The sequence below is a fragment of the Halobium salinum genome, from assembly GCF_026586625.1.
Taxonomy (GTDB): Archaea; Halobacteriota; Halobacteria; order Halobacteriales; family Haloferacaceae; genus Halobium; species Halobium salinum.
Genome location: NZ_JAODIW010000008.1, coordinates 99,284 through 124,585, shown reverse-complemented (window position 1 = coordinate 124,585; position 25,302 = coordinate 99,284). Strand labels below are relative to the sequence as shown.

The window sequence follows — 25,302 nt, the reverse complement described above, 5'->3', positions numbered from 1 at the left end:
CGAGCGCTTCAGTTGCGCTCGGACTCGGTTTCGGCTTCGCGCTCCGACTCGTCCCCGCCCGTCCCGGCGTCTTCCGACGCCGCCTCGCCGTCGTCCCCGTTTCGGGCGGCCGACCGCTCGCGCTCTCGCGCCAGCTCGCGGTCGATTTCGTCGCGCTCGACGACGTCGAGGGACTCGACGGTGACGACGTTGCCGCCGCCGGGGTCGACGACCATCACCTCGTTGCCGACGGGAATCTCGCCGTCGACCGACCGTGCCGCGTAGAAGGGGTTGAACCCCCCTTCGTCGAGCTTTATCTGTCCCTCGGTGGGCGTGACGCGCTCGGTGACGCGGCCGGTTTTCCCCGTCAGCGAGTCGGAGTCGGAGGTCTGGCCCGTCCCCTTCCCGCCGTAGAGGTCGAACTCGCGGTAGCCGTACAGCGCCAGCGCGCCGAACAGAAAGACGAGCAGCGCGAGGACGATGGGGCTCGCGAACGAGCCCAGTAGGAGGCCGACGAGCCCCGCGGCCAGCAGGGCAACGCCGACGACGATGAAGTGGGCGCCGGGGGCGAACGCCTCCGCGATGGAGAGGCCGATGCCGGCGATGACGAGGAGGAGGGGAAGGGTGTCGGGACCGACGAGGCCCGACTGGAGGACGATGGCACGCGCTCGGTCCATGTCGACGGGTAGGGAAGCCGACCGATTAACCCTTTGGACGGACCCCGGCGGTCCGCCCGCCGCCGACCGTCCGCCCTGACCCGCTCAGGGCATCGCCAGCGCCCAGAACAGCAGGACCGTCGCCAGCGCGCCGACGAGGACGAAGAAGGCGTTCTCGACCGACACCGACTCCGGTTCGAGCGGCTCTCGTGGCTCGCGCTCCGGTTCGGCGTCCTCGCCAACCTCGTCGAGTCCGAAGCGCCACTCCCCCTCTTCGCCCTCGCCGTCGCCGTCCCCGTCGCCGTCGCCGGCGCTCGGCCCGTCGCGGCGCCGACCGCTCCTGTCGCTCATACTCGTTCGTATCCGCGGGGACGACAAAGGGATTCCGGGGTCTCGCGACGCGGTCACCGACGCGTCGGCCGACACGACACCGCGTGGTCGGCGGCGACGACTACCGGCCCCGGCCCGGCGTCAGCACGTCGCCCTCGTAGACGACGCCGCGTTCGGCGTCGAGGGTGACGGTCTCGCCGTCGCGCAGTTCGTCGGGGAGCGGGGCGCCGCTCACCATCGGGATGTCGAGTTCGCGGGCGACGAGCGCCGGGTAGCCCGTCATGCCGGCGCGGGCGTCGACGATGCCGCCGAGTTTCCGGGCGTCGCCGTCGAACTCCCCGTCGAACTCCGCGGGGAGGACGAGCAGCGCGCCCTTCGGGGCGGCAGAGAGGTCGCCGTCGGTCGAGCGGAAGACGGGGCCGGCGACGCGGCCGCCGACGATCTTCCGCCCGTGGGCGATGGACTCGGCGGCGACGTGGACCTTCAGCATGTTCGTCGAGTTCGTCCCCTCCAGTTCGGTCATCATCCCCGAGAGCACGACGACCGTGTCGCCGCTCTCGGCGACGCCGCCGTCCATCGCGGCGTCGACGGCGCCCTCGATGATGGAGTCGACGCCCTCGGCGTACTCGGCGTACCGCGGCGCGACGCCCCACGAGAGGGTGAGCTGACGCCGCACGCGGTCGTTCGGCGTCGTCGCCACGACCGGCACCGGCGGACGGAACTGCGCGGTCCGCCTGGCCGTGTAGCCGGACTCGGAGGCGGCGACGACCGCCGACGCCCCGATGTCGCGGGCGAGATAGCGGGCGGAACGCGCGAGCGCTTCCGTTCGCGAGTCCTCGCCGGCGGTCGGGACGCGCTGTTCGCGGGACTCGTAGTACTCCTCGCTGTCCTCGACCTGTCGGACGATGCGGTCCATCGTCTCGACGACGCGGACGGGGTGGTCGCCCACCGCCGTCTCGCCGGAGAGCATCACCGCGTCGGTGCCGTCGAGGACGGCGTTCGCCACGTCTGAGGCCTCCGCGCGGGTGGGTCGGCGGGCGTGGACCATCGAGTCCAGCATCTCCGTGGCCGTGATGACGGGCGTTCCCGTCTCGACGCACTTGCGGATGATGCGCTTCTGAATCATCGGCACGTCCTCCAGCGGGCACTCGACGCCGAGGTCGCCGCGGGCGACCATCACGCCGTAGGCGGCGTCGACGATGCCGTCGAGGTTGTCGACGGCGCCGGCGCGCTCGATTTTCGCGACGATGGGGATGTCGACCCCGCCGTCGCCGAGCTCGTCGAGCGCGTCGCTGATGGCGTACACGTCCTCGGCGCTCCGGACGAACGAGGCGGCGACGAAGTCGGCCTCCTTCTCGACGGCGACCTCCAGTTCCTTCCAGTCTTTCTCCGTGATGAGGTCGATGTCGAGCGCGACGCCCGGGAGGTTCACGCCCTTCCGGCCGCCCAGGTCGCCGCCGGAGACGACGGTACCGATTACGGTCTCGCCGTCGACGCGCTCGACGGTCGCCTCGATGCGGCCGTCGTCGAGCAGGATGCGGTCGCCCCGTTCGGCCGCTGAGATGGAGTACGAGAGGCCGACCTCCTCGGAGGTGGCGTCGTCGCCCTCGACGAAGCGCACCTCGGAGCCGGTGTCGAGGTGGATGGGCTCGTCGAGCGGTGCGGTCCTGACCTCCGGTCCCTGCAGGTCGACCATGGCGGCGACCGGCGGCTCCGTCGCCGCGTCGACGGTGCGGATGCGGTCGATGACTTCGGCGCGGTGCTCCGGCGTCCCGTGGCTGGCGTTGAGCCGCGCCACCGACATGCCGGCGTCGACGAGGTCCCGAATCGTCCCCCGGTCGTCCGAGGCGGGCCCGAGCGTACAGACGATTTTCGCGTTTCTCATGTCGGGCGGTACGCGCACCGATTCAAAAAGCCCGGCGGTGCTACGCCTGTGCGAGTAAATATCTCATGGGGTGGCTCGGGAGCGACGTGGCGAGTCCAGCCGACTCCGAGGCGTTCATGGCGGGCGTCGACCAACAACCGCCGTGTTCAGACGACGGGTCACGTGCGGAAGGCGGAGCCGCGAGAGAGCACCGGGGAGGAGCCGGTGAGCGACGGCCGCGACGATTTTCTCGCCGGCGCGCGGGCGGTCGCCCCCATCCTCCTCGGAATCGCTCCGTTCGGGCTCGTCGCCGGCGCGGCCGGGGTGAACGCCGGACTCTCCGTCGTACAGACGGTCGCCATGTCGGTCGTCGTCTTCGCCGGCGCCTCCCAACTCGCCGCCATCGACCTCGTCTCACGGGACGCGCCCGTCGTCGTCGCGGTCGCGACGGCGCTCGTCATCAACCTCCGGCTGGTGATGTACAGCGCCTCCATCGCCCCGCACTTCCGTCGTTTCTCGGCGGGGGCGAAGTGGCTCGCGGCGTACGTCCTCACCGACCATGCGTACGCGCTCTCCGTCACCGAGTACGGCGAGACGACCCCCGAGACCCGGAGTCGCTGGTGGTACTACTTCGGCGCCGCGGCGACCCTCTGGGTCGTCTGGCAGGTCACGACCGTCCTCGGCGCCCTCCTCGGCGCCCGCGTCCCCGACGGGCTCTCGCTCGAGTTCGCGGTGCCGCTGACGTTCATGGCGCTCCTCTTTCACGCGCTCGACGACCGAGCGACCGCCGTCGCCGCCGTCGTCGGCGCGCTCGTGGGGGTCGTCGCCGCGCCGCTCCCGTTCAACTTCGGGCTCGTCGCCGGCGCGCTGGTCGGCGTCGTCGCCGGGGCGGCCCTCGAACTCCGGCGGGGGACGTTCCCCACGGTCGAGGGCGGGTCGGCCGTCGAGGACCGGCCCGAAACGGACGGCGGCGCCGCCGAGCACACGAACGGCGGTGAGAGCCGGTGAGCACCTCCTACACCGCAGGCGAAATCTGGCTCGTCGTCCTCGCCGCCGGCCTCGGGACGTTCGCCCTCCGGCTGTCGTTCGTCCTCCTGTTCGGCCGGGTCGACGAGGTGCCCGACCGCGTCGTCGGCCTCCTCAGGTTCGTCCCCGCCGCGGTGCTCGCGGCGCTCGTCGCCCCCGCGTTTCTCGCTCTGTCGGCCGACCCGGCCTCGGCGCCGGTGGCGGTGTCCCGCCTCGGCCTCGGACTCGACTTCGAGACGCCGAAGCTCGTCGCCGGCGCGGTCGCGGCGCTGGTCGCGTGGCGCACGGAGAACGTGCTCGCGACCATCGGCGTCGGGATGGTCGCGCTGTGGGTCGTACAGGCGCTGGGCTGAGTCGGTCGGCCCGCTACTCTCGGCTCCCCGACCCCCGCGTTTCGAACTCCGCCACGTCGTTTACCCGTTCGGCCCGTCTCGATGTCGACGTGATACACCGACCCGACAAGCTGACGTTCGCCGTCGGAGCGCTCGGCGTGCTCGTCCTCTTCGTCCCGATTCCGCTGGTCACGCAGTTCGTCGGCATCCCGCTGCTCGTCTACGCCTGCTACCGCTACTGGGGTCGCGACGACCTCGGCTCGGAGTCCTGGGGCGTGCGCGAGCGGGCCGACGGGCTCGCCTCCCGTGTCGGGCGGCGAGACGGTAGCGGTCTCGGCAGCGACCGGACGACCGACCTCGGCGGCGACCGGACGGCCGACGTCGGTGCCGATGGTAGCGACACCACCGTCGAGAGCGACGACGGCGGCGACGGCTCGGTCGGTCGCTGACGTCGAAAACGGGGAGCTACCGGCTCAGAAGAAGCCGCCCGCGTCGAGGCGGTCGACGGCCTCGTTCAGCCGTTCGGTGCTCGCGGCGTAGGAGATGCGCGCGTAGCCGGGAGAGCCGAACGCGCTCCCCGGAACCGTGGCGACGTGGGCCTCCTCGATGACCTCCTCACACCACGCCGAGTCGTCCTCGTCGACCGGGAGCATCATGTAGAACGCGCCGTCGGGGACGGCCACGTCGACGCCGAGGTCGCCGAAACGGTCGACGAGCAGGTCCCGGCGCTCCTCGAAGGCGCCGACCATCTCCTCGACGGCGTCGTCGGTGTTGCGGAGCGCCTCGATGCCCGCGCGCTGGACGAAGTTCGTCGCACACGACACCGAGTGCGAGTGGAGCTTACCGGCCTGCGAAATCAGCTCCTCCGGCGCGTGGAGGTAGCCGAGGCGCCACCCCGTCATCGAGTACGCCTTCGAGAACCCGTTGATGGTCACCGTCCGCTCTCTCATCCCGTCGAACGTCGCGAGGCTGGTCGGCTCGACGCCGTAGGTGATTTTCTCGTATATCTCGTCGGAGATGACGGCGAAGTCGTGGTCGACGGCGAGGTCGGCCACGCCTTCGAGGGCCGCGTCGGAGTACACCGCGCCCGTCGGGTTCGACGGGGAGTTGACGACGACGAGTTCGGTGTCGTCGGAGACGGCCTCCGCGAAGTCGTCGAGGGCGGGTTCGAGCTGGAAGTCGTACGGCGCGGTGTCGACGCGGTTCAGCGACCCGCCGGCGAGCTTGACCATCGCCTCGTAGGAGACCCACGCTGGATCGAACAGGACGACCTCGTCCCCGTCGTCGACGAGGGTCTGGACCGTCTCGTACAGCGCCTGCTTCGCGCCGGGCGTGACGATGACCTCGCCGGGCGCGGCGTCGACGCCGTCACCCTGCAGTTTCTCGGCGATGGCCTCCTTCAGTTCGGGGACGCCGTTCGAGGAGGTGTAGCCGGTGTGGCCGGCGTCCATGGCGTCCTTGCCGGCCTGCGTGACGTTCTCCGGGGTGGGGAAGTCGGGGGCGCCGACCGAGAGGTCGACGACGTCCTCACCCTGCGCCCGGAGTTCGTTCGCGGCGTTGCTGATGGCGAGCGTCGCGCTCGGCTCGACGCGCTCGACGCGCTCGGCGAAGTCGAACTCGAAGCTCATGGCAGGGCCTCCGTGAGGTCGGCGGCGGCGTCCACCGCTTCGGCGCCCTTCCCGACGCGATCCCGGGCCTCAGCGCCGCTCTGACCGGGACCGCTCACGCCGAAGGTGACCGGTTTGTCGCGGTCGAGGCTCACTCGCGTGAGCGCGTCGGCGGCGGCCTGTCCGATGACCTCGTCGTGGTTCGTATCGCCGGTGACGATGGCGCCGACGACGGCGACGGCGTCGACGTCGTCGCGGCGGGCGAGGCGGTCCGCGGCGAGCGGGGCGTCGTACGCGCCCGGGACGTGTACCGTCTCGACCACGTCGGCGCCGCGGTCCTGAGCGGCGTCGCGAGCCGATGCTTCCATCTCTTCGGTGACCGACGCGTTGAAGCGCGCGACCACCAGTCCGAGTGCGACCATGCGCGTCGGTTCACGGTCCCGCTAAAAGAAAGGTTCCATACCCGTAATCCGGATGCCGGGTCGGCGACAGGTCGCCGACCCGGCGTGGTCGGCTCGCCCTCGCCGTCCGCCGGGGCCGACCCGCTCGCGACCTACTCCTCCGATTCGCGCTCGTCGTCGTACTCGGCCACGAGCTCCGTGATTCGTCGGCCGTGCGCCAGTTGCCACCGGATTCGCTCCGCGAGCTGCGGCATCAGCTCCGGGTCCAGCTCCGCCTCGACGGACCGGCCGGCTTCGAGCTCTTCGAGGATGGTCTCGGCGACGTCGACAGACACCGTGATGGGCAGCGCGACCGACTCGAGGTCGCCGGCCTGGTCGCGCGCTTCAGCGTCCACGTCCGTCGAGTCCTCGCCGGTGCCGTGCTCGTCGTGGTCACTCATCGTGCCGTCAGTCGGGGCCGGGGTGGGAATCGGTTCCGGTGGTCGTCGGGAAACCGTCCGGGAGTCCTCAGTAATCCACCGACCAGTCGCATCGCTCGAGGCGTACGAGACGTGCGTTCGCACGGGCTCGGAGTCCGTGACAGAGTGCAGGCGCGATACCACCCGCGTGGCGGACGGTAACTGCCTACATTCCGCGGAAGCCGCCCCGCTCGGGAAAACCCCGCGAAGGGTTGCGGCATTCCGATGTCTGCCCAGTGACTGAGCAGACGGCGTCCTCTACGAAGGGCATCGATATATACGTATCTGAGGGGTGTGACGCGCTCGAAAACACCCGCCGGGGGGCGAGTGCCGGAATGCCGCAACCCGACGACCGCTCCATCGTAGACGAAGCGTACGTCTCAGGTTGCAACCTACGGTACGGCGGGGGTCGGCATATGTCTGTTGGCGAATCCCACACCGTCCCCGACCGCGGCCGACTAGAACGCGCCGCCGCTCGAGCCGTTCCCGGTGTCGTCTTCGCTCCGGTCCCCGGTCCCGTTCCCTCCGGCGGTGCCCCCAGTTCCGTTACCGGCCGTTCCGTTGCCGACTGTTCCGTCGCTCGTCCCGTTGCCGAGCGCCCGGTCGCCCGTCGTCCCGTTGTTCGTCCCACCACCGTCGGCGGCGCCGGTCCCGTTCGCCCCGGTCCGGGTACCGCCTCCGGCACCGGTGCCGTTCGGGCCCCCGCCTGCACCGCTCCCCGAGCCGTTCCCGGGGCCGCCGCCGCTCTCGTCGGGTCCGCCTCCGCCCGTTCCGTTCCCCGTTCCGTTCCCGCTCGCACCAGCGGCGCCGTCGGAAGCCGACCCGTCACCCGTGCCCGCGCCGCCGGTCCCGTTCGTCCCGCTCGATTCGCCCGTCCCACTCGTCTCGTCTGTCCCACTCGACCCGTCCGTCCCGGTCGCGGTGGCGGTCGTGTCCGCAGTCGTCCCTTCGGCGCCGGCGTCGGCGGCGCCCTCGTCGGTGTCGCTCGTCGCGTTCGGGCCGACGGTGTGGACCGTCGACCCACCGTCGGTACCGGCACCACAGCCGGCCAGTCCGACGAGTGCGCCGAGGGCTCCGAGGAGGCGGCGTCTTCGCATGCACCGACGGTTCCGGCGCGTCGGGGTTTACTATGCACCGGCTAAGCGCCGTCCGAGGCCGCTACGGCGGTCTGCGCGACGCGACGGTGTCGGAGGCGCATCCCCGTCCGCTCTCGCCGACGCAGAGCACAAGAGTTGTAGTCGTCGGTCCGGAGGTACCGGGTATGCGAACCGACGGAGTCGGCTCCCGCGGCGGCCTCGATGCGACCGCACTCGGGGTGCTCGCGGTGGCCGCACTCGCCCTCGCCGTCCGCCTCGTCGGCCTCGGCGCGCGAGTCATGCACTGGGACGAAGGTCGGGTCGGCTACTGGATTCTCCGGTACCACGAGAACGGGGAGTTCTTCTACCGACCCATCATCCACGGACCCTTCCTCCCGGTCGTCAACGACTACGTGTTCACGGTCCTCCCGCCGACCGACTTCAGCGCCCGCCTCGTCGTCGCGGTCGTCGGTGGGCTGTTCCCCCTCGCCGCCCTCCTCTTCCGTGACCGGCTCAGAAATGCCGAGACGGTCGCGCTCTCGCTGTTTCTCGCCGCCGACCCCCTGCTCGTCTACTACTCGCGGTTCATGCGCAGCGACGTCATCGTCGCCGTGTTCTCCGTGTTCGCGCTCGGCTTCGTCGTCCGCGGCATCGACCGGCGCAACCCCGCCTACTTCGTCCCGGCGGGCGCCGCCTTCGCGACCGGCCTCGCGGCGAAGGAGAACGGCCTGCTCTACTTGGCCTGTTTCGCCGGCGCGGGCGTCCTCCTCTTCGACCACTACCTCGTCCGACGCACGCGCGAGGCGAGGTCGGCGTCGGAGTCACGTCGGTCCCCGACCCACGCTGCCGAATCGACCCCGCCGTCGGTTCCGGACGGAGGCGAGGACGCCGGCCCGAGCGCGGACGCGGACTGGGGTGGGGAGGCCGAATCCGAGACGGAGCCGCTCCTGAACGTCAGGGCCGTCCTCGCGGGCGAACTCCGGCGGACGAGGCGCCGGCTGTCGGCGTGGGCCGGCGACCTGTGGACGGGCGTCGGCCTCGTCGGCGTCTACTCCGTCGGGGCCGTGCTCGCGTTCCTCGCGGTCACTGTCTTCTTCTACGCCCCGCGCCCGGAGCTGTGGACGGCGCTCGCGAACCCCACGCAGTTGCCCGGGGTGTTCGAGACGGCGACCGTCGGCTCGTGGGAGAAGTTCTACTCGACGTGGGCGTCCGGGACCCACCAGAGCCACGACTACGCGCCCTACGCGAAGGACCTGGTCGAGACGCTCGTGTACGGCTCCGGCGTCCTGCTGGTGTTCGCGCTCATCGGGTTCGTCGCCGACGGGTACGGCGAGGACCGCCCGCGCGACCTCGTCGCGTTCTCGATGTACTGGGGCGTCGCCTCGCTCGTCGGCTACCCCATCGCGACCGACATCCAGGCGCCGTGGGCCGCGGTGCACGTCGTCGTCGCCTTCGCCATCCCGGCGGGCGTCGGCGGCGGGTACGTCTACCGGGTCGCCCGGCGTTCGCTCTCCGTCGACGACGCGGTCGGCACCGGTATCGCCGCACTCGTCGTTCTCGCCGCGATGGTCGGGGTCGTCGGCGCCAACGCGACCTACGTGAACGCCGCGAGCGAGGACCAGAAGGAGCTACTCCAGTGGGCCCAGCCCGAGAACGACCTGAAGGAGACGCTGGCGGACGTCGAGCGCGTCTCCCGGACCAACCCGGGCGAGGACGTGCTGTTCTTCGGCACCTGCAACCCCGCGGGTGGAGCCTGCGACCGGTCCGACATGAGTGACGCGCTGTTCTACGTGAAAGACGAATCCAGCCTCCAGCGGATGCCACCCGGCGGTCCCGCCTGGCACAGCCGGCTCCCGATCCCGTGGTACTTCGAATCCTACGGCGCGAACGTGACGAGTTCGCACCCGAACGCCTCGACCGCGGCGGTGCTCGACGACGCCCCGCCGGTCGTGGTCGCCTACCGGTGGAACGCGTCGGATATCGAACCGCACCTCCCGGGGTACGAGAAGCGTGAACACCGGTTCAAGCTCTGGGGGGAGCACGTCGTAATCTTCGTCGACCGGTCCGCGTTGCGGGCGTCGACGCGGACCGACCGCGACGCTCCCGACGACGGCCGCCAGTCCATCTCCGGGGGTGTAATCGGCGCTCCCGGGAGTGTGGCTACCGCTCCCGGAGCGGCCGACGTCGTTCGGCCCTCGGCGGTCGCGGCGCGGCGGGCGGCGTCGGCGTAGTCGGTCCGAAGTCGGTCGGAGTCGGTCCGAAGTCGATTCGGAGTTGGTTCGGAGCCGGCCCGAAGCCGATTCGGAGTTGGTTCGGAGCCGGCCCGAAGCCGATTCGGAGCCGGAGTCGGTGTCGGTTCTGGTCGGGGCCGGTCCGGAGTCCACTCGGAACCGGTTCGGTTCCGTCAGAGCCGTCGCTGCTTCAGGCTGCAGTGTATGCATTGACGTGCATATCGAGTGGTCGCCGACGGCAACTCTTATGCAGGTTCGTCCGGTACCGTCGCGCGTGACGATATCCGTACCCGGTCCGACCCTCGGCGTGGTCGGCGGCGGCCAGCTCGGGCGGATGCTCGCCGAGGCGGCGTCGCCGCTCGGAGTCGACGTGGTCGTGCTGGACCCGACGCCGGAGCCGCCGGCGGGACGGGTCGCCGACGCCGTCGCCGGGGCGTTCGACGACGCGGACGCCGTCCGGTCGCTGGCCGAGCGCGTCGACGCCCTGACGTTCGAAATCGAGCTCGCGGACCCCGACCTGCTCGCGAGCGTGCGCGAGGAGTACGACGTCCCGGTCCACCCCTCTCCCGAGGCGCTCCGGACGACCGGCGACAAGCTCCTCGAGAAACAGACGCTCGACGAGGCGGGCGTGCCCGTCCCCCGCTACCGCCGCGTCGACGACGCCGACGACCTCCGGGAGGCGCTCGAGGCGTTCGCGCCGTCCGGCGGCGTCATGCTCAAGGCCCGCACCGGCGGCTACGACGGTCGGGGGAACGTTCCGGTCGAGCCCGGCGACGACCCGGAGGCCGCGCTCGCCGACATCGGAAACGCCCCCGCGGTCGCCGAGGAACTGATCGACTTCGAACGCGAGGTGTCGGTGGTCGGCGTCCGCGGCGAGAACGGGACCCGACAGTTCCCGCTCGGGGAGAACGTGCACGAGGCGGAGATTCTGCGCGAGACCGTGGCCCCCGCCCGGACGAGCGACGCGGTCGCAGAGCGCGCCCACGAAGTCGCCGAGGACGTGCTCGCCGTGCTCGACGGTCGGGGGGTGTTCGGCATCGAACTGTTCGAGTGCGAGCCACAACGCGGCTCGGGAACGTCGAGCGGGCGAGGCCCGCGAGACAGCGACGGCGAGATTCTGGTCAACGAAATCGCCCCGCGCCCGCACAACTCCGGGCACTGGACCATCGAGGGCGCCCGAACCTCCCAGTTCGAACAGCACGTCCGCGCGGTGCTCGGCTGGCCGCTCGGGTCGACCGCCCTGCGTGCCCCGACGGTCTCGGCGAACATCCTCGGCGACGTGGAGGAGCCCACAACGGCGGAACTCCGGGGTGTCGACGCCGCGCTCGCCGCCGAGAACGTCAGCCTCCACTGGTACGGCAAGCGCGAGGCCCGCCCGCTCCGGAAGATGGGCCACATCACGGCGACGGCCGACGCCGACCCGGAGGACGAGAGCGCCCGCGACGACCTGCTCGCTCGGGCGCGGGAGGTTCGCGACCGGATGACGTTCCGGACCGACTGATGCGCGTCGAACCAGCCGGCGAGACGGACCCCCATCGAGAATCCGCCGGAGCGACGGCCGCGCCGCCGACCCACATCGGGTGGGGCTTCCGTAGGGAATCACCGTACCGCCGTCGCCAGCCCTTCTAGAACCCACAAATCATGACCACCGTCACCGACCTCATCGACAGACTCGAATCGGAAGCCGACCAGCACCGCGACCCCGAGACGACCCCCGACGTGGGAATCATCATGGGTTCTGACTCGGACCTCGACGCGATGAGCGGCGCCCACGAGGCGCTCGACGAACTGGGGTTCGCCGAACAGACCGACTTCGAGGACCCGCCCGAGGAGCGGTTCACCTACGAGACGTACGTCGTCTCCGCCCACCGAACGCCCGACCTCATGTACGCGTACGCGGAGACCGCTGCGGACCGCGGGCTCGACGTACTCGTCGCCGGCGCGGGCGGGAAGTCCGCGGACCTCCCGAACATGACCGCCTCGCTCGCGTACCCGCTGCCCGTCATCGGCGTCCCGGTCCAGGAGAAATCCGTCGACTCGGTCATCGGGATGCCGACCGGGGCGCCCATCGTCGCCGTCGACGCCGGCAAGTCGTTCAACGCCGCGCTGTCGGCGGTGCAGGTACTCGCGCGAGAACACGACGTCCTCCGCGAGCGACTCGTCGCGTCCCACGACGACCTCCGAGGCGACGTGGCCGAAGTCTCGGCGGCCCTCCACGACCGCGGTGTCGAGGGGTTCCGAGCCGACCGCGAGTAGCGAGCGGTGCCGTCGCGGGTCGGCCCTGTCATATCAAGGCGCCCCGATGACGACAGGGGTCGCTGTCGTCACCGAAATCGGTGTCGAGACGGCTGTCTGCGGCCGAACAGGATAAAGCACTGGTTTCCTTTCCGACCCCTCCCGAAAACGGCCACGAGAAGCCCTCAAACATCCGAATTCGGCGGGGCGAGAAACAATCAACGTTTATAGGGGAGCGCTTCTAACCGGCGGACGTTACGGAGACTTACGGTTATGAATCCATGGATAGCCATCGGGGCTCTGGCGGTGATGGGGGTCGGCATCCCGTTAGGGATGATGGCGGTGTCGGCCATCCTACGTCCGAGCGTACCCGAACAAGGAAAGAGCGCCATCTACGAGAGCGGTGAGATTCCGACGGGGACGACGCGCATCCGGTTCAACATCCAGTACTACATGGTTGCGCTGTTGTTCGTCATCTTCGACATCGAGACCGTCCTCATCTTCCCGTGGACCGTCATCTACCGGTCCGCACTGGAGAGCGGCGTCGGGCTCGGGAAAGTTCTCTTCCCGATGCTTCTCTTCATCGGGATCTTGACTATGCCTCTCGTCTGGGCGTGGCGTAACGGCGCGGTCGAGTGGGTCAAGAGCCCGCGCGCGACCAGCCGGAAAGTAGAGGGAGAATCATGAGCAGCGACAAAGATACGTTCGTCGCAGACACCACACGAGTACAGACCGAGACCCGCGATTCCCGCATTACGGGGCAGGACAACCGCTTCAACTCGAAGCTTCGCGAAGCGTTCGGCTCCTCTCCGTTCATCCTCACGAAGTTCGACAAGTTCATGAACTGGGTGCGGGGGTCGTCGATGTTCATGCTGCAGTTCGGCATCGCCTGCTGCAGCATCGAGATGATGCACACGTACGCGGTGAAACACGACCTCGACCGCTTCGGCGCCGGGGTGCCGCGCGCGTCGCCGCGACAGGCCGACGTCATCATCGTCCCGGGGACCATCGTCTCGAAGTTCGCCCCGCGGATGAAGCGGGTGTACGACCAGATGCCCGAGCCGAAGTTCGTCGTCGGCATGGGCTCGTGTACCATCTCCGGCGGGCCGTTCCAGGAGGGGTACAACGTCATCAAGGGTGCGGAGGAGGTCATCCCGGTGGACATCCACATCCCCGGCTGCCCGCCCCGCCCCGAGGCGCTCGTCTACGGCATCGCCAAGCTTCAGGAGCGCATCGCCAACGGCGAGTCGAGCCCCGTCGTCGTGAAGCCGTACGAACTGGAGCAGTTCGGCGACCTCCCGCGCGACGAGGTGGTCGACAAGCTCTCGGAGGAGATCAACGAGGACGACCTCGTCATGCGGTACAACTGGGCTGATTCGCCATGAGCCTCGAAGACCCGGAGAAGGAACAACAGGGTGCACTGGAGGGTCGTTCCCGCGAGGACGAACTCGCCGACCTGCTCGGCGAGCGCGCGCTCTCGCGTGACGACCACAAGAACGCGCCGGCGTTCGTCATCCGCCCGGACGAGGTGCAGGACGTGCTGTTCGACCTGCGCGACCAGGCGGGCTACGACTTCCTCTCCTGTGTGACCGCACAGGAGTACGAGGACCGCTACGAGTCCATCTACCACCTGAAGCGGTACGACAACCCGATGGACGAGGTCAGCGTCGTGGTCCCCACCTCGAAACAGAACCCGGTGTCCCAGACGGCCGAACCCGTCTACAAGACGGCCGACTGGCACGAGCGCGAGGCGTACGACCTCGTCGGCATCGACTACGAGGGGCATCCGGACCTGCGGCGCATCCTGCTGCCGGAGACGTGGCAGGGCCACCCGCTGTCGCTCGACTACGACCAGGACCGCCCGCAGATCGTCACCCTTCGCGAGCACGCGAACCCGCTCGAGGAGGACCAGCGGGCGTCCGGGACGGGTGCCAACGCACACTCGAACACGGTCGAGTCGGGCGCCGTCGACGACGCGGCGGACTCGGATACGATGTACCTCAACATCGGGCCGCACCATCCGGCGACCCACGGCGTGCTCCACCTGAAGACCATCCTCGACGGGGAGCAAGTCGTCGACGTCGAACCCGACATCGGCTACCTCCACCGCTGTGAGGAGCAGATGGCCCAGCAGGGCACCTACCGCTACCAGATCATCCCCTACTCCGACCGGTGGGACTACACGGCGAACATGCCCAACGAGTGGGCGGTCGCCCGCGCCATCGAGGACCTCGCGGACCTCGAGGTGCCGGAGTACGCACAGGTTCTGCGGACGATGGCGACGGAGTTCGGCCGGATGCTCGGGCACTTCCTCGCGGTGGGGACGTTCGCGCTCGACGTGTACGGCGACTTCACCGCCATCTTCATGTACGCGATTCGGGACCGCGAGAAGGTACAGAACATTCTCGAGGACCTCACCGGGCAGCGGATGATGTTCTACTACTTCCGGCTCGGCGGGGTCGTCTGGGACCTCCCCGAACCCCGCGAGGAGTGGTTCGAGAAGGTGCGCGACTTCCTCGACGAGCTCCCGAGCGCGCTGGAGGAGTACCACGACCTCATCTCGCAGAACGAGATTCTCCAGCTCCGCACCGTCGGCAAGGGGATGCTCCCGAAGGAGACCGCGAAGCAGTACGGGGCGACCGGGCCGGTCGCCCGGGCTTCCGGCATCGACATGGACCTCCGTCGGGACGACCCGTACGGCTACTACGACGAGCTGGACTGGGACGTGGCCGTCGAGGACGGCTGTGACAACTACTCGCGCCTGCTCGTGCGCCTGCGCGAGGTCGAGGAGTCCGCGAAGATCATCCGGCAGTGCATCGACCTCCTCGAGGACTGGCCCGAGGAGGAGCGCACCATCCAGAGCAACGTGCCGCGGACCATCCGTCCCGACGACGACACGGAGACGTACAAGGCCGTCGAGGCCGCGAAGGGGGAGATGGGCGTGTACATCCGTTCGGACGGCACCGACACGCCGGCCCGCTTCAAGATTCGCGCCGGCTGTTTCAACAACCTGCACACGTTGGCGCCGATGTCCAACGGGGAGTACATCCCCGACCTCGTCGCGGCCCTCGGTAGCCTCGACATCGTGCTGGGGAGCGTCGATCGATGAGCGGGGTCGACCTCGCCTCGGTACTCCTCCAGCAGAACGGCAGCGGTAACGCCACGGGGAACGCCACGAACGCCACGGCCGGCAACGCGACCAACGCCACGGCCGGCAACGCGACCAACGCCACGGCCGGCAACGCGACCAACGCCACGGCCGGCAACGCGACCAACGCGACCGCCGCCGGGCCGACCTCCGAGACGCCGCTCCCGGACCTCATCTCCGGCCTCCTGGGCCTCGACGGCTTCGGCATCTGGGGTGACGCGGTCGCCGCGCTGCTGGGTGCGTTCCTCATTGCCAACGTGATGCTCACGATGACGGCCGTCGCCGGCCCGTGGGCGAAGCGGAAGATTACCGCCGCGTTCACGGACCGCATCGCCGTCAACCGTATCGGACCGTTCGGCCTGCTCATCATCGTGGCCGACGCCGTCCGGCTCCTGTCGAAGGAGCTCATCGTCCCCGAGGGCGCTGACCGCCCGGCGTGGGACCTGGCGCCCATCATCCTGCCGTTCTCGGCGCTGCTCGGGTTCGCGGTCATCCCGATGGGAAGCGGCATCCAGTTGGCCGACCCCGAGACGGGGCTGGTGTTCGCCTTCGCGGCGGCCTCCATCGCCTCGCTCGGCCTCGTGATGGCCGGCTACGCCTCGAACAACAAGTACTCGATGCTCGGCGGGCTGCGCTCCATCGCGCAGAACCTCGCCTACGAGATTCCGCTCGTGGTGACGGCCGCGTCGGTCGTCATCTTCACCGGGACGCTGCGGATGAGCGAGATCGTCGCCGTGCAGAGCCAGCCGCTGATCGAGGCCGGCGCGCTGACGATCCCCTCGTGGTTCGCGTTCGTCAACCCGTTCGCGTTCGTCCTCTTCCTCGTGGCGAACATGGCCGAAATCGGCCGGAACCCCTTCGACATTCCGGAGGCGCCGACCGAAATCGTCGCCGGGTACCAGACCGAGTACAGCTCGGTGTACTTCGTGCTGTTCTACCTCGGGGAGTTCATCCACATCTTCCTGGGCGGCGCGCTGATGGCCGTGCTGTTCCTCGGCGGGGCCGCCCCGCCGGTCCCGGCGCTCGGGTTCATCCCCGGGTTCGTCTGGTTCGTCATCAAAATCTGGGCGTTCTTCCTGTTCACCCAGTGGTGCCGGTCGGCGGTGCCCCGCGTCCGCATCGACCAGCTCATCGAAATCGGTTGGAAGGGGATGCTCGAACTCGCCTTCGCCAACCTGGTGCTCACGGCCATCATCGTGGGAGTGATCATCTAATGATCGGAATTTTGAAAGGCATGGCGACGACGCTGAAGCACGCGCTCGACGGCGAGACGTTCACGGTCGAGTACCCGGACGTCGCACCCGAGGTGAGCCCCCGGTTCCGCGGGGTCCACAAGTTCAGCCAGGAGCGCTGCATCTGGTGTCGCCAGTGTGAGAACGTCTGTCCGAACGACACCATCCAGATCGTCACGGACAGCTCGCGCAACGGCGAACAGTACAACCTCCACATCGGCCAGTGTATCTACTGCCGACTCTGTGAGGAGGTCTGCCCCGTAGACGCCATCCTGCTCACGCAGAACTTCGAGTTCACCGCGGACACGAAAGACGAGTTCGTCTACAACAAGGAGCAGCTCAAGAACGTACCGTGGTACAAGGACATCGACCCGCTCAACTCCCGGAACCCCGACCGTGGCGCGTGGATCGGCGAGGGTGAAGGGGAGGTCGACTACCAGTAACTCTCGGGACCGGCGGGTGCGTCCTTCGGGGGCGCGGCTCGGGTCGGTTCAGTAATCTTCAAAGGGATATCGATAGGAGACACACACAATGGCTACAGTCGTGGAGATAATCGCGTTCGCGCTGTTCGCCCTCACCACCATAGGGTTCAGCGCCGGCATGGTCCTCGTCGAGGACGTGTGGCACGCCGCACTTCTCATGGGCGGGGCCCTGCTGACGGTCGCGGTGCACTACGTGATGCTGCAGGCGGAGTTCCTCGCAGCGATGCAGATCCTCGTCTACGTGGGCGGGGTACTCATCCTCATCACGTTCGCCGTGATGCTCACGCGCCGGGACGGACCGGAGGTAGAGAGCGTATGACAGACAAACCGTCGCTCAACACGGGCGGCAACCTCGTCCAGGGGCTCGCCGCGGTCGCACTGTTCGTCGTACTGGCGATCGTGTTCCTCGGCGCGTCGTTCCCCGAGCCCGCCGGGTTCCCCGACGGAACCAACGTCGTCGGCAGCATCGGCTACTCGATGTTCAACATCACGGGCATGGAGAACACCGTCCCCGGCGAAGGGATGGTCGTCGCCCTCGAAGTCATGGGGCTCGTGCTCGTGGGGGCGCTCGCGGGCGCGATTCTACTCGCGCGCCGCGAGGCCGACGGGCGCAGTCTCACGGCCCTCGTCACGGACGGCGGGCGCACGCGTAAGGAGACGGAGACCGAGGAGGGCGAGCAGTAATGGTGCCGGCACAGTGGTACCTCCTGCTCGCCGCCGCGGTGTTCTGCATCGGCGTGTTCGGCGTGCTCACCCGGAGCAACGCGCTGATGTTCCTGATGTCCGTCGAGCTGATGCTCAACGCAGCCAACATCAACTTCGTGGCGTTCTCCCTGCAGTGGGGGAACGTCACGGGCCAGACGTTCGGCCTGTTCACGATGGCTATCGCGGCCGCGGAGGTCGCCATCGGCATCGGCATCATCCTCGTCCTGTATCGCAACTTCAGAGACACCGACGTCACGTCGGCGACGACGATGAGGTGGTAACTTATGGCAGCATTCGACTACGCACCCGTCATCGTCCTGCTTCCCTTCCTGTCGTTCCTCGTGGCCATCGGCACGGCCATCTTCGCGCGCGGGAAGAACGTCCTCCCGAAGGGCGGCGCGCTCCCGGGCATCGTCGCGATGGCCGGCGCGCTGCTGCTCTCGATTTGGATGTTCGTCACCGTCGAGGCACAGGGGGCGTACGACCAGACGCTCTACACGTGGGCGTCCGGCCCCGGTGAGGGGACGTTCACCCTCACCTTCGGGGTGCTCGTCGACCAGCTGTCGGCGATGATGCTCGTCATCGTGACGCTCGTCTCGCTGCTGGTCCACGTGTTCAGCCTCGGCTACATGAACGACGAGGACGAGACCGGCCTCCCGCGGTACTACGCCGGTCTCGGACTGTTCTCGGCGTCGATGCTCGGCTTCGTCGTCGCGGACAACCTCCTCATGGCGTTCATGTTCTTCGAACTGGTCGGACTCTGCTCGTGGCTCCTCATCGGCTTCTGGTTCCGCGAGCCCGGCCCGCCGAGCGCCGCGAAGAAGGCGTTCCTCGTCACTCGCTTCGGGGACTACTTCTTCCTCATCGGCGTGGTCGCCGTGTTCGCCACGTTCGGCACCTCGCAGTTCTCGCCCATCGGCGGGATGGAAGCGTTCCCCGTCCTCGCCGAAGAGGCGCTCACCGGGAGTGCCGAGGGCATCAACACGTTCGGCTTCGACGCGGCGACGTGGTTCAACATCGTCGGCCTGCTCGTGCTGGGCGGCGTCGTCGGGAAGTCCGCGCAGTTCCCACTGCACACCTGGCTCCCCGACGCCATGGAGGGTCCGACGCCCGTCTCGGCGCTCATCCACGCGGCGACGATGGTCGCGGCCGGCGTGTTCCTCGTCGCCCGGATGTACGGCTTCTACGCGCTCATCCCGACGACCCTCGCCATCATCGCGTTCATCGGCGGGTTCACCGCCCTGTTCGCGGCGACGATGGGCGTCGTCAAGCGCGAAATCAAGCAGGTGCTCGCGTACTCCACCATCTCCCAGTACGGGTACATGATGCTCGCGCTGGGCGGCGGCGGGTACGTCGCGGCGACCTTCCACCTGATGACCCACGCGTTCTTCAAGGCGCTGCTGTTCCTCGGCGCCGGGTCGGTCATCATCGCCATGCACCACAACGAGAACATGTGGGACATGGGCGGGCTGAAAGAGCGGATGCCCGTCACCTACTACACGTTCCTCTCGGGGTCGCTCGCGCTCGCGGGCATCTTCCCCTTCGCCGGCTTCTGGTCGAAGGACGAGGTGCTGTACGAGACGCTCGTCCACGGACTGGGGGGCAGTCCCCTGCTCCTCGCCGCCTACGCCATGGGCCTGCTCGCCGTCTTCTTCACCGGGTTCTACACCTTCCGGATGGTCCTCCTGACCTTCCACGGTGAGCCCCGCTCGGAGACGGCGCGCAACCCCCACGGCGTGCGCTGGAACGTGAAGGGGCCGCTCGTCGTGCTCGGCGTTCTGGCGGCGACGGCCGGCTTCGCCAACCTCGTGCCGGTCGAGAAACTGACCGGTGCGAACGTCGACTTCCTGCACGACTGGCTCTACCACGGGCCGGAGACGCTCAACGGCGAGCACTACTCGACGCTGCTGCACGACGTGGCCGGCTACACGGCCGCCGACTTCAGCGTCCTCATCTCGGCGGCCGTCTCGCTGGGGATGGCCCTCGCGGGGGTCGGCCTCGCGTGGATGCTCTACAACGACCCGAGCCCCGAGGAGCACACCGCGAAGCTCGGCGCCGTGAAGGACCTCTGGTACCACAACTACTACCAGGACGAGTTCCAGGTGTGGCTCGCGGAGACGGGCGGTCTCGGCATCGCCCGCGGGAGCGACAAGTTCGACCAGGGCGTCGTTGACGGCGTCGTCAACGGCGTCTCCTCGGTCAGCCTGTTCTCGGGTAGTCGCGTCAAGCGGGTCCAGACGGGCGTCGTGAGCAACTACGCGGCGCTGCTGACGCTGGGCGTGGTCGTGCTGATGGTCGCGCTCGGCCTCTACGGAGGGTGGTTCCTGTGATAATCGAGATTCTCATCGCCTTCACGCTCGTCGCGGCGCTGGCAACGTTCTTCGCACCCGACCGGGTGTCGGGGAAACTGGCGTTCGCGCTCAGTCTGGTTCCCGTCGTCGGGAGCCTCTACATGTGGTCACTGTTCGACGCGTCCGGCAACGCCCTGCTGCAGGGCAGCCAGGTCGCGTTCGAGACGAACATGCCGTGGATTTCCCTCGGCGGGTACGAGATCGCCTGGCACGTCGGCCTGGACGGCATCAGCCTGCCGCTGTTCGTGCTGACGACGGTGCTCACGTCGCTGGCTATCGTCAGCGCGTGGACGCCCATCGACACGCGGGCCTCGCAGTTCTACGGCCTGATGCTGTTCATGGAGGCGAGCCTCCTCGGCGTGTTCTCCGCGCTCGACTTCTTCGCGTGGTTCGTCTTCTGGGAGGCCGTGCTCGTCCCGATGTACTTCCTCATCGGCGTCTGGGGCGGCCCGCGCCGGAAGTACGCAGCAATCAAGTTCTTCGTGTACACGAACGTCGCGTCGCTGGCGATGTTCATCGGCTTCATGGCGCTCGTGTTCGCGCTCGGGGACTCGGTCACCTCGCTCGGCCTCCCCGAAATCGCGCAGGCGACCCGCGCCGGCGAAGTGGGGTCGTACTTCGGCCTCGGCGCCGGCGCCATCAAGACGGTCGCCTTCGCCGCGATGTTCGTCGGCTTCGGCGTGAAGGTGCCAATCGCCCCGTTCCACACGTGGCTGCCGGACGCCCACGTCGAGGCGCCGACGCCGGTGTCGGTGATGCTGGCGGGCGTCCTCCTGAAGATGGGGACGTACGCCCTGCTGCGGTTCAACTTCACGATGCTGCCGGACGTCGCAGCGCAGTACGCGATAATCATCGCGGTGTTCGCGGTCGTCTCGGTCATCTACGGCGCGTTCCTCGCGCTGGCCCAGCAGGACCTGAAGCGCATCGTCGCGTACTCCTCCGTCTCGTCGATGGGGTACGTCATCCTGGGTCTCGTCGCCTACACCCTCTACGGGGTCGGCGGCGCGACGTTCCAGATGGTCGCACACGGCCTCATCTCGGGGCTGATGTTCATGACGGTCGGCGTCATCTACAACACGACGCACACGCGGATGGTCGGCGACATGTCCGGGCTCGCAGACCGGATGCCCGTCACGGTGGGCATCCTCGTCGCGGCCGCGTTCGGCTACATGGGACTGCCGCTGATGGCCGGCTTCGCCGCGGAGTTCTTCATCTTCGTCGGCTCCTTCGGCTCGCAGACCCTGCCGTTCGCGCCGCTGTTCACGGCGCTCGCGATGTTCGGCATCGTCGTCGTCGCCGGCTACCTGCTGTTTGCGATGCAGCGCACGCTGTTCGGCCCGTTCCGGCTGGAGACCGACTACACCGTCGGGCCGGCGCCGCTGCACGACAAGCTCCCCATCGCGGTGCTCCTGCTTCTGGTCATCGCGCTGGGTGTCGCCCCCGAGCTGTTCTGGGGGATGATTCTGGACGCCGTTGAGCCGGTCCTCGAGACCGGGGGTGGTGCCTGATGTCGCTCCCATCGGTCACCGCGACGCTGCTCCAGAGCGGTGGCGCCCTGCCCGAGTGGACGGCGCTCGCGCCGACGCTCGCGCTTGCGCTCACCGCGCTGGCGCTGTTGCTCGTCGACAGCATCTCGCCGGAGACGAAGAACAACGCCCTGCTCGCGGGCACGACGGCCGTCGGGTCGTTCGTCTCGCTCGCGTTCAGCGGCTGGTACCTCGCGGCCGGCACCGGCCAGTCCGGCACCGGCGGCGAGATCGTCCTCTACGGCGAGGCGCTCGTCGTGGACGGCATGTACCTGTTCTTCTCGGCCATCTTCGCCTCCGTGGCGGCGATGGTCGCCATCGCGAGCTACGACTACCTCGCGGGCAAGGAGTACCAGGGCGAGTTCTACGCGCTGACGATGCTGGCGGCGACGGGGATGACGCTCATGGCGTCCGCCAACAGTCTCGCGTCGGCGTTCGTCGCGCTCGAACTCGCCTCGCTCCCCTCCTACGCGCTCGTCGCGTTCCTCAAGAAGAACAAGGGGAGCGTCGAGGCGGGGCTCAAGTACTTCCTCATCGGCGCGCTCTCCTCGGCCATCTTCGTGTTCGGCATCTCGCTCGTCTACGCCGTCACGGGGTCGCTGCTGTTCAGCGACGTGGCCGAGGCGCTCGGGGAGACCGAACTCGTCGGCGTCGCCGGCGTCGGCGTGCTGATGATAGCCGGCGGGTTCGCGTTCAAGACGGCGTCGGTGCCGTTCCACTTCTGGGCGCCGGAGGCCTACGAGGGCGCGCCCGCACCCATCAGCGGCTTCCTCTCTTCGGCGTCGAAGGCGGCCGGCTTCGCCGTCGCCTTCCGCGTGTTCGTCGAGGCGTTCTCGCTCTCGGCCATCCCGGAAGGCATCAACTGGGTCATCCTGTTCCAGATTCTCGCCGTCGTCACGATGACGCTCGGCAACTTCGCCGCGGCCACCCAGGACACGGTCAAGCGGATGCTCGCGTACTCCTCCATCGGTCAGGCGGGGTACGTGCTCATCGGCCTCGCCGCCCTCGCCGGCGGCGCGAGTAGCCAGAACGGCGACGTGATGGGCGCCGCGATGGCCCACCTGTTCGTCTACGGGTTCATGAACACGGGCGCGTTCCTGTTCATCGCCCTCACCGAACACTGGGGCATCGGCCGCACCTTCGAGGACTTCAACGGGCTGGCGTCGAAGGCGCCGATGGCCTGCGCGGCCATGGCGCTGTTCATGTTCAGCCTCGCGGGCCTCCCCGTCGGCGGCGGGTTCTTCTCGAAGTACTTCCTGTTCGCCAACGCCGTCTTCGCCGGCTTCTGGTGGCTGGCGGCGCTCGGCGCCATCAACAGCGCGCTGTCGCTGTTCTACTACTCCCGCGTCGTCAAGGCGATGTGGATAGAGGACGCGACGAGCGAGTTCGAGATTCGCTCGAAGCCTGTCGGCCTCTACGCCGGCATCATGATCGCCGCGGTGGGGACGTTCCTCCTCCTCCCGGCGTTCGGCCCGATCATCGAGACCGCCCAGACGGCCGCCTCCGCGCTCTTCGGCGCGTAAGCGGTCCGTCGATTCCCACGGCCGGTTCTCTCTTTCGTCTCAGTCGAGGAGCTCTCCGAGCGCCGTCGCCACCTCCTCGGAGCGGCGCATGGTGAGGCCGTCGGTCGTGACGAACACGCCCTCCTCGTGCCCGACGACGCGGGTGATGTACCCGTTCTCGAACGACCGGACGGTGTGTTCGTAGTCGCCGAGTTCGGAGTCGCGGTAGGCGGTCCGGGCGCGGAAGCCGAGCGACTCGTGTTCGACGAAGCCGGCGAGGTCGGCGTCGGCGTCGAGGTCGCTCCGCAGGTAGGTCTGCTCGAAGCCGTCGGGCGTGAAGTAGGTGATGCTCCTGAGCGTGTCGCCGACGACGGTTCGGCAGGCGCTCTCGAAGCGGTCGGCGCGCTCCCCGTCGACGAGGCCGGTCCGTTCGTTCATGCCGTTTGGCACCAATAGGCACGGATGTATAATTCCATCGGGGGCGACGGGAAACAACCGACTCGTCGGGGCCGGACGGCAACGTTTTCACCCGCCGCGCCGACCGTCGTGGTATGGACAGGCGACTGGTGCTCGGCTGTGGCACCGTCGGCCACGACGTGATCGAGTGGGCCGTCGACCAGCCCGGTCGCCTCCACGTCATCACGAGCGACCCGAGCCGCGTGGACGTCCTCCGCGACGACAGCGTCCGGGCGGTCGAGGCCGACCCCACCGAGCCGGCGGTGTACCCCGACAGCGCCGACGTGGTCGTCGTCGCCGGCGACGACCCCGAGCGCAACCGAGTCGCCGCCGAGGCCGCCCGCGCGCGCTATCCGGACGCGCTCCTCTTCGCGTACACCGGCGAGGGCGCCGACGCGGAGAGCAAAGCCGCCATCGGAGCGGTCGCGGACCGCGTGCTCGACCTCGAACACGCCGTCGGGGACCGCGTGCTCGACGTCGCCACCGGCGACGCCGCGGTGCGGATGCAGAAGCTCAGGCGCGTCCTCTGGTCGCTCGACGGGCCGCTGGCGGTCGTCGCCCACGACAACCCGGACCCCGACGCGCTCGCGAGCGCCGTCGCCCTCGTCAGGCTCGCCGAGGACGCCGGCGTCGACGCCGACGCCTGCTACTTCGGGGAGATATCCCACCAGGAGAACCGCGCCCTGGTGAACCTGCTCGACCTCGACCTCCGGGACCTCGACCCCGACGAGACCCTCGACGACTACGCCGGCATCGCGCTCGTCGACCACTCCCGGCCGGGCGTGAACGACGGCCTCTCCGAGGACACGAAAGTGGACATCGTCGTCGACCACCATCCGCCCCGCGCACCCGTCGAGGCCCGCTTCGTCGACCTTCGGAGCGACGCGGGGGCGACGAGCACGCTCCTCACGGACTACCTCGAACGCTTCGGCGTCGCTCCCGACCGCACGACCGCCACCGCGCTCCTCTACGGCATCCGCATCGACACCAAGGACTTCACTCGAGAGGCCTCGAGTATGGACTTCGAGGCGGCGGCGTACCTCCTCTCGACGGCCGACGAGAGCGTGCTCGAACGCGTCGAGACGCCGAGCATGAGCGCCGAGGTGTTGGAGACCTTGGCGAAGGCCATCCGAAACCGCGACCTGCGGGACTCGGCGCTGGCGACCGGTGTCGGCCGCATCCGCGACCGCGACGCGCTGGCGCAGGCGGCGGACCGCCTGCTCGACATGGAGGGCGTCTCCGCGACGCTCGTCTACGGGTTCAAGAACGGCACCGTCTACGTCTCCGCCCGGGCGCGCGGGACCGGTCTCGACCTCGGCGAGACCCTGCGTGACGCCTTCGACGCCATCGGGAGCGCCGGCGGTCACGCCGACATGGCGGGCGCCCAGATTCCGCTCGGCATCCTCGCCGACGTGGACGAGGGGTCGGCCGAGTCGCTCGCCGAGGTCGTCCGGGACATCGTCTCCGAGCGCTTCTTCGAGACGCTGAAGGACGCTCCGCAGACGCCACCGGGGGACCTCGGCACGGACCTCGCGTACGAACTTCCGGGAGACGGCGTCGACGATTCCGACCCGTCGAGTGCCGGGGAATCGGCGACGTCGGGGGGTGACGGCGCCGGCCTCTCCGCGCTCGAACGGGCGGAGGGGGACGAGTCCGGCGACGACGAGGAGGAGCGGACGTAGGCGACGACCCCGTCGGCGGTCGC

General features: G+C 68.9%; 26 protein-coding genes. 18 read left to right on the top strand and 8 right to left on the bottom strand.

Annotation, left to right across the window (positions count from 1 at the left end):
• Positions 1 to 8: 8 nt before the first annotated feature.
• The 3 genes from N5095_RS12750 to pyk form a co-directional block, all read right to left on the bottom strand.
• Positions 9 to 656 carry an NfeD family protein gene (locus N5095_RS12750; RefSeq protein ID WP_267623266.1) on the bottom strand — a complete coding sequence of 216 codons (648 nt, stop codon included), beginning with the start codon at positions 654 to 656 and terminating at the stop codon, positions 9 to 11.
• Positions 657 to 740: 84 nt separating this feature from the next.
• On the bottom strand, positions 741 to 986 hold the full coding sequence (locus N5095_RS12745; RefSeq protein ID WP_267623265.1) for a DUF7312 domain-containing protein: 246 nt from the start codon (positions 984 to 986) through the stop codon (positions 741 to 743).
• A gap of 100 nt (positions 987 to 1,086) precedes the next feature.
• The gene (gene pyk / locus N5095_RS12740) at positions 1,087 to 2,850 is read right to left on the bottom strand and encodes a pyruvate kinase (protein WP_267623264.1); all 1,764 of its coding nucleotides are present in this window, start codon (positions 2,848 to 2,850) and stop codon (positions 1,087 to 1,089) included.
• A 204-nt stretch (positions 2,851 to 3,054) separates the two neighbouring features.
• Between pyk and N5095_RS12735 the strand changes: the two genes are divergently transcribed.
• From N5095_RS12735 to N5095_RS12725, 3 genes are all read left to right on the top strand, one after another.
• The gene (locus N5095_RS12735) at positions 3,055 to 3,837 is read left to right on the top strand and encodes an AzlC family ABC transporter permease (RefSeq protein WP_390203443.1); all 783 of its coding nucleotides are present in this window, start codon (positions 3,055 to 3,057) and stop codon (positions 3,835 to 3,837) included.
• Positions 3,834 to 4,208, top strand: coding sequence for an AzlD domain-containing protein (locus tag N5095_RS12730; protein WP_267623262.1), 375 nt, complete (start codon positions 3,834 to 3,836; stop codon positions 4,206 to 4,208). The genes N5095_RS12735 and N5095_RS12730 overlap by 4 nt, the downstream gene beginning before the upstream one ends.
• A gap of 89 nt (positions 4,209 to 4,297) precedes the next feature.
• Positions 4,298 to 4,636 carry a hypothetical protein gene (locus N5095_RS12725; RefSeq protein WP_267623261.1) on the top strand — a complete coding sequence of 113 codons (339 nt, stop codon included), beginning with the start codon at positions 4,298 to 4,300 and terminating at the stop codon, positions 4,634 to 4,636.
• A gap of 24 nt (positions 4,637 to 4,660) precedes the next feature.
• Here the strand turns inward: N5095_RS12725 and N5095_RS12720 are convergent, their stop codons facing one another.
• The 4 genes from N5095_RS12720 to N5095_RS12705 form a co-directional block, all read right to left on the bottom strand.
• Entirely contained in the window at positions 4,661 to 5,815 is a 1,155-nt protein-coding gene (locus N5095_RS12720; protein WP_267623260.1) for a pyridoxal phosphate-dependent aminotransferase, read from the bottom strand.
• A complete protein-coding gene (gene ribH / locus N5095_RS12715) occupies positions 5,812 to 6,216 on the bottom strand; it encodes a 6,7-dimethyl-8-ribityllumazine synthase (RefSeq protein WP_267623259.1) in 405 nt (134 codons plus the stop codon). The genes N5095_RS12720 and ribH overlap by 4 nt, the downstream gene beginning before the upstream one ends.
• A gap of 131 nt (positions 6,217 to 6,347) precedes the next feature.
• Positions 6,348 to 6,635 carry a hypothetical protein gene (locus N5095_RS12710; RefSeq protein WP_267623258.1) on the bottom strand — a complete coding sequence of 96 codons (288 nt, stop codon included), beginning with the start codon at positions 6,633 to 6,635 and terminating at the stop codon, positions 6,348 to 6,350.
• Between the two features lie 476 nt (positions 6,636 to 7,111).
• Positions 7,112 to 7,750: a hypothetical protein gene (locus tag N5095_RS12705; RefSeq protein WP_267623257.1), complete on the bottom strand. Its 639-nt coding sequence runs from the start codon at positions 7,748 to 7,750 to the stop codon at positions 7,112 to 7,114.
• A 164-nt stretch (positions 7,751 to 7,914) separates the two neighbouring features.
• On the opposite strand from N5095_RS12705, the gene N5095_RS12700 reads away from it, so the two are divergent.
• The 14 genes from N5095_RS12700 (at position 7,915) to N5095_RS12635 (ending at position 23,162) form a co-directional block, all read left to right on the top strand.
• A complete protein-coding gene (locus tag N5095_RS12700; protein WP_267623256.1) occupies positions 7,915 to 9,960 on the top strand; it encodes a flippase activity-associated protein Agl23 in 2,046 nt (681 codons plus the stop codon).
• Positions 9,961 to 10,234: 274 nt separating this feature from the next.
• A complete protein-coding gene (locus N5095_RS12695) occupies positions 10,235 to 11,461 on the top strand; it encodes a 5-(carboxyamino)imidazole ribonucleotide synthase (RefSeq protein WP_267623255.1) in 1,227 nt (408 codons plus the stop codon).
• Positions 11,462 to 11,601: 140 nt separating this feature from the next.
• Positions 11,602 to 12,216 (top strand): 5-(carboxyamino)imidazole ribonucleotide mutase, encoded by a 615-nt coding sequence (purE, locus tag N5095_RS12690; RefSeq protein ID WP_267623254.1) that lies wholly within the window; start codon positions 11,602 to 11,604, stop codon positions 12,214 to 12,216.
• Positions 12,217 to 12,468: 252 nt separating this feature from the next.
• Positions 12,469 to 12,882 carry an NADH-quinone oxidoreductase subunit A gene (locus N5095_RS12685; RefSeq protein WP_267623253.1) on the top strand — a complete coding sequence of 138 codons (414 nt, stop codon included), beginning with the start codon at positions 12,469 to 12,471 and terminating at the stop codon, positions 12,880 to 12,882.
• Positions 12,879 to 13,580, top strand: a complete 702-nt coding sequence (locus tag N5095_RS12680) for an NADH-quinone oxidoreductase subunit B (RefSeq protein WP_267623252.1) — start codon at positions 12,879 to 12,881, stop codon at positions 13,578 to 13,580. The genes N5095_RS12685 and N5095_RS12680 overlap by 4 nt, the downstream gene beginning before the upstream one ends.
• Complete coding sequence (locus N5095_RS12675) at positions 13,577 to 15,304, top strand: NADH-quinone oxidoreductase subunit D (protein WP_267623251.1); 1,728 nt, start codon at positions 13,577 to 13,579, stop codon at positions 15,302 to 15,304. Before N5095_RS12680 ends, N5095_RS12675 begins: the two co-directional genes overlap by 4 nt.
• Complete coding sequence (locus tag N5095_RS12670) at positions 15,301 to 16,557, top strand: complex I subunit 1/NuoH family protein (protein WP_267623250.1); 1,257 nt, start codon at positions 15,301 to 15,303, stop codon at positions 16,555 to 16,557. The genes N5095_RS12675 and N5095_RS12670 overlap by 4 nt, the downstream gene beginning before the upstream one ends.
• Positions 16,557 to 17,018: a NuoI/complex I 23 kDa subunit family protein gene (locus N5095_RS12665; protein WP_267623249.1), complete on the top strand. Its 462-nt coding sequence runs from the start codon at positions 16,557 to 16,559 to the stop codon at positions 17,016 to 17,018. Before N5095_RS12670 ends, N5095_RS12665 begins: the two co-directional genes overlap by 1 nt.
• An 88-nt stretch (positions 17,019 to 17,106) precedes the next feature.
• On the top strand, positions 17,107 to 17,376 hold the full coding sequence (locus N5095_RS12660) for an NADH-quinone oxidoreductase subunit J (protein WP_267623248.1): 270 nt from the start codon (positions 17,107 to 17,109) through the stop codon (positions 17,374 to 17,376).
• On the top strand, positions 17,373 to 17,741 hold the full coding sequence (locus N5095_RS12655; RefSeq protein WP_267623247.1) for a proton-conducting membrane transporter: 369 nt from the start codon (positions 17,373 to 17,375) through the stop codon (positions 17,739 to 17,741). Before N5095_RS12660 ends, N5095_RS12655 begins: the two co-directional genes overlap by 4 nt.
• Entirely contained in the window at positions 17,741 to 18,043 is a 303-nt protein-coding gene (gene nuoK, locus N5095_RS12650) for an NADH-quinone oxidoreductase subunit NuoK (RefSeq protein WP_267623246.1), read from the top strand. The genes N5095_RS12655 and nuoK overlap by 1 nt, the downstream gene beginning before the upstream one ends.
• A 3-nt stretch (positions 18,044 to 18,046) precedes the next feature.
• Positions 18,047 to 20,092: an NADH-quinone oxidoreductase subunit L gene (gene nuoL, locus N5095_RS12645; RefSeq protein ID WP_267623245.1), complete on the top strand. Its 2,046-nt coding sequence runs from the start codon at positions 18,047 to 18,049 to the stop codon at positions 20,090 to 20,092.
• Positions 20,089 to 21,621, top strand: a complete 1,533-nt coding sequence (locus N5095_RS12640; RefSeq protein WP_267623244.1) for a complex I subunit 4 family protein — start codon at positions 20,089 to 20,091, stop codon at positions 21,619 to 21,621. Before nuoL ends, N5095_RS12640 begins: the two co-directional genes overlap by 4 nt.
• A complete protein-coding gene (locus N5095_RS12635; RefSeq protein WP_267623243.1) occupies positions 21,621 to 23,162 on the top strand; it encodes an NADH-quinone oxidoreductase subunit N in 1,542 nt (513 codons plus the stop codon). Before N5095_RS12640 ends, N5095_RS12635 begins: the two co-directional genes overlap by 1 nt.
• A gap of 39 nt (positions 23,163 to 23,201) precedes the next feature.
• Here the strand turns inward: N5095_RS12635 and N5095_RS12630 are convergent, their stop codons facing one another.
• On the bottom strand, positions 23,202 to 23,579 hold the full coding sequence (locus N5095_RS12630; RefSeq protein ID WP_267623242.1) for a DUF7522 family protein: 378 nt from the start codon (positions 23,577 to 23,579) through the stop codon (positions 23,202 to 23,204).
• A 113-nt stretch (positions 23,580 to 23,692) separates the two neighbouring features.
• Between N5095_RS12630 and N5095_RS12625 the strand changes: the two genes are divergently transcribed.
• Positions 23,693 to 25,279 carry a DHH family phosphoesterase gene (locus tag N5095_RS12625; protein WP_267623241.1) on the top strand — a complete coding sequence of 529 codons (1,587 nt, stop codon included), beginning with the start codon at positions 23,693 to 23,695 and terminating at the stop codon, positions 25,277 to 25,279.
• Positions 25,280 to 25,302: the final 23 nt, after the last annotated feature.

Bases quoted from the DNA above. Each gene is read 5' to 3' on its own strand.
- N5095_RS12635 (WP_267623243.1), top strand. From the start codon at position 21,621: ATGTCGCTCCCATCGGTCACCGCGACGCTGCTCCAGAGCGGTGGCGCC.
- N5095_RS12625 (WP_267623241.1), top strand. From the start codon at position 23,693: ATGGACAGGCGACTGGTGCTCGGCTGTGGCACCGTCGGCCACGACGTG.
- nuoK (WP_267623246.1), top strand. From the start codon at position 17,741: ATGGTGCCGGCACAGTGGTACCTCCTGCTCGCCGCCGCGGTGTTCTGC.
- nuoL (WP_267623245.1), top strand. From the start codon at position 18,047: ATGGCAGCATTCGACTACGCACCCGTCATCGTCCTGCTTCCCTTCCTG.
- purE (WP_267623254.1), top strand. From the start codon at position 11,602: ATGACCACCGTCACCGACCTCATCGACAGACTCGAATCGGAAGCCGAC.
- N5095_RS12685 (WP_267623253.1), top strand. From the start codon at position 12,469: ATGAATCCATGGATAGCCATCGGGGCTCTGGCGGTGATGGGGGTCGGC.
- N5095_RS12680 (WP_267623252.1), top strand. From the start codon at position 12,879: ATGAGCAGCGACAAAGATACGTTCGTCGCAGACACCACACGAGTACAG.
- N5095_RS12700 (WP_267623256.1), top strand. From the start codon at position 7,915: ATGCGAACCGACGGAGTCGGCTCCCGCGGCGGCCTCGATGCGACCGCA.
- N5095_RS12660 (WP_267623248.1), top strand. From the start codon at position 17,107: ATGGCTACAGTCGTGGAGATAATCGCGTTCGCGCTGTTCGCCCTCACC.
- N5095_RS12655 (WP_267623247.1), top strand. From the start codon at position 17,373: ATGACAGACAAACCGTCGCTCAACACGGGCGGCAACCTCGTCCAGGGG.
- N5095_RS12630 (WP_267623242.1), bottom strand. From the start codon at position 23,579: ATGAACGAACGGACCGGCCTCGTCGACGGGGAGCGCGCCGACCGCTTC.
- N5095_RS12675 (WP_267623251.1), top strand. From the start codon at position 13,577: ATGAGCCTCGAAGACCCGGAGAAGGAACAACAGGGTGCACTGGAGGGT.
- N5095_RS12745 (WP_267623265.1), bottom strand. From the start codon at position 986: ATGAGCGACAGGAGCGGTCGGCGCCGCGACGGGCCGAGCGCCGGCGAC.
- N5095_RS12705 (WP_267623257.1), bottom strand. From the start codon at position 7,750: ATGCGAAGACGCCGCCTCCTCGGAGCCCTCGGCGCACTCGTCGGACTG.
- N5095_RS12670 (WP_267623250.1), top strand. From the start codon at position 15,301: ATGAGCGGGGTCGACCTCGCCTCGGTACTCCTCCAGCAGAACGGCAGC.
- N5095_RS12665 (WP_267623249.1), top strand. From the start codon at position 16,557: ATGATCGGAATTTTGAAAGGCATGGCGACGACGCTGAAGCACGCGCTC.
- pyk (WP_267623264.1), bottom strand. From the start codon at position 2,850: ATGAGAAACGCGAAAATCGTCTGTACGCTCGGGCCCGCCTCGGACGAC.
- ribH (WP_267623259.1), bottom strand. From the start codon at position 6,216: ATGGTCGCACTCGGACTGGTGGTCGCGCGCTTCAACGCGTCGGTCACC.
- N5095_RS12720 (WP_267623260.1), bottom strand. From the start codon at position 5,815: ATGAGCTTCGAGTTCGACTTCGCCGAGCGCGTCGAGCGCGTCGAGCCG.
- N5095_RS12710 (WP_267623258.1), bottom strand. From the start codon at position 6,635: ATGAGTGACCACGACGAGCACGGCACCGGCGAGGACTCGACGGACGTG.
- N5095_RS12750 (WP_267623266.1), bottom strand. From the start codon at position 656: ATGGACCGAGCGCGTGCCATCGTCCTCCAGTCGGGCCTCGTCGGTCCC.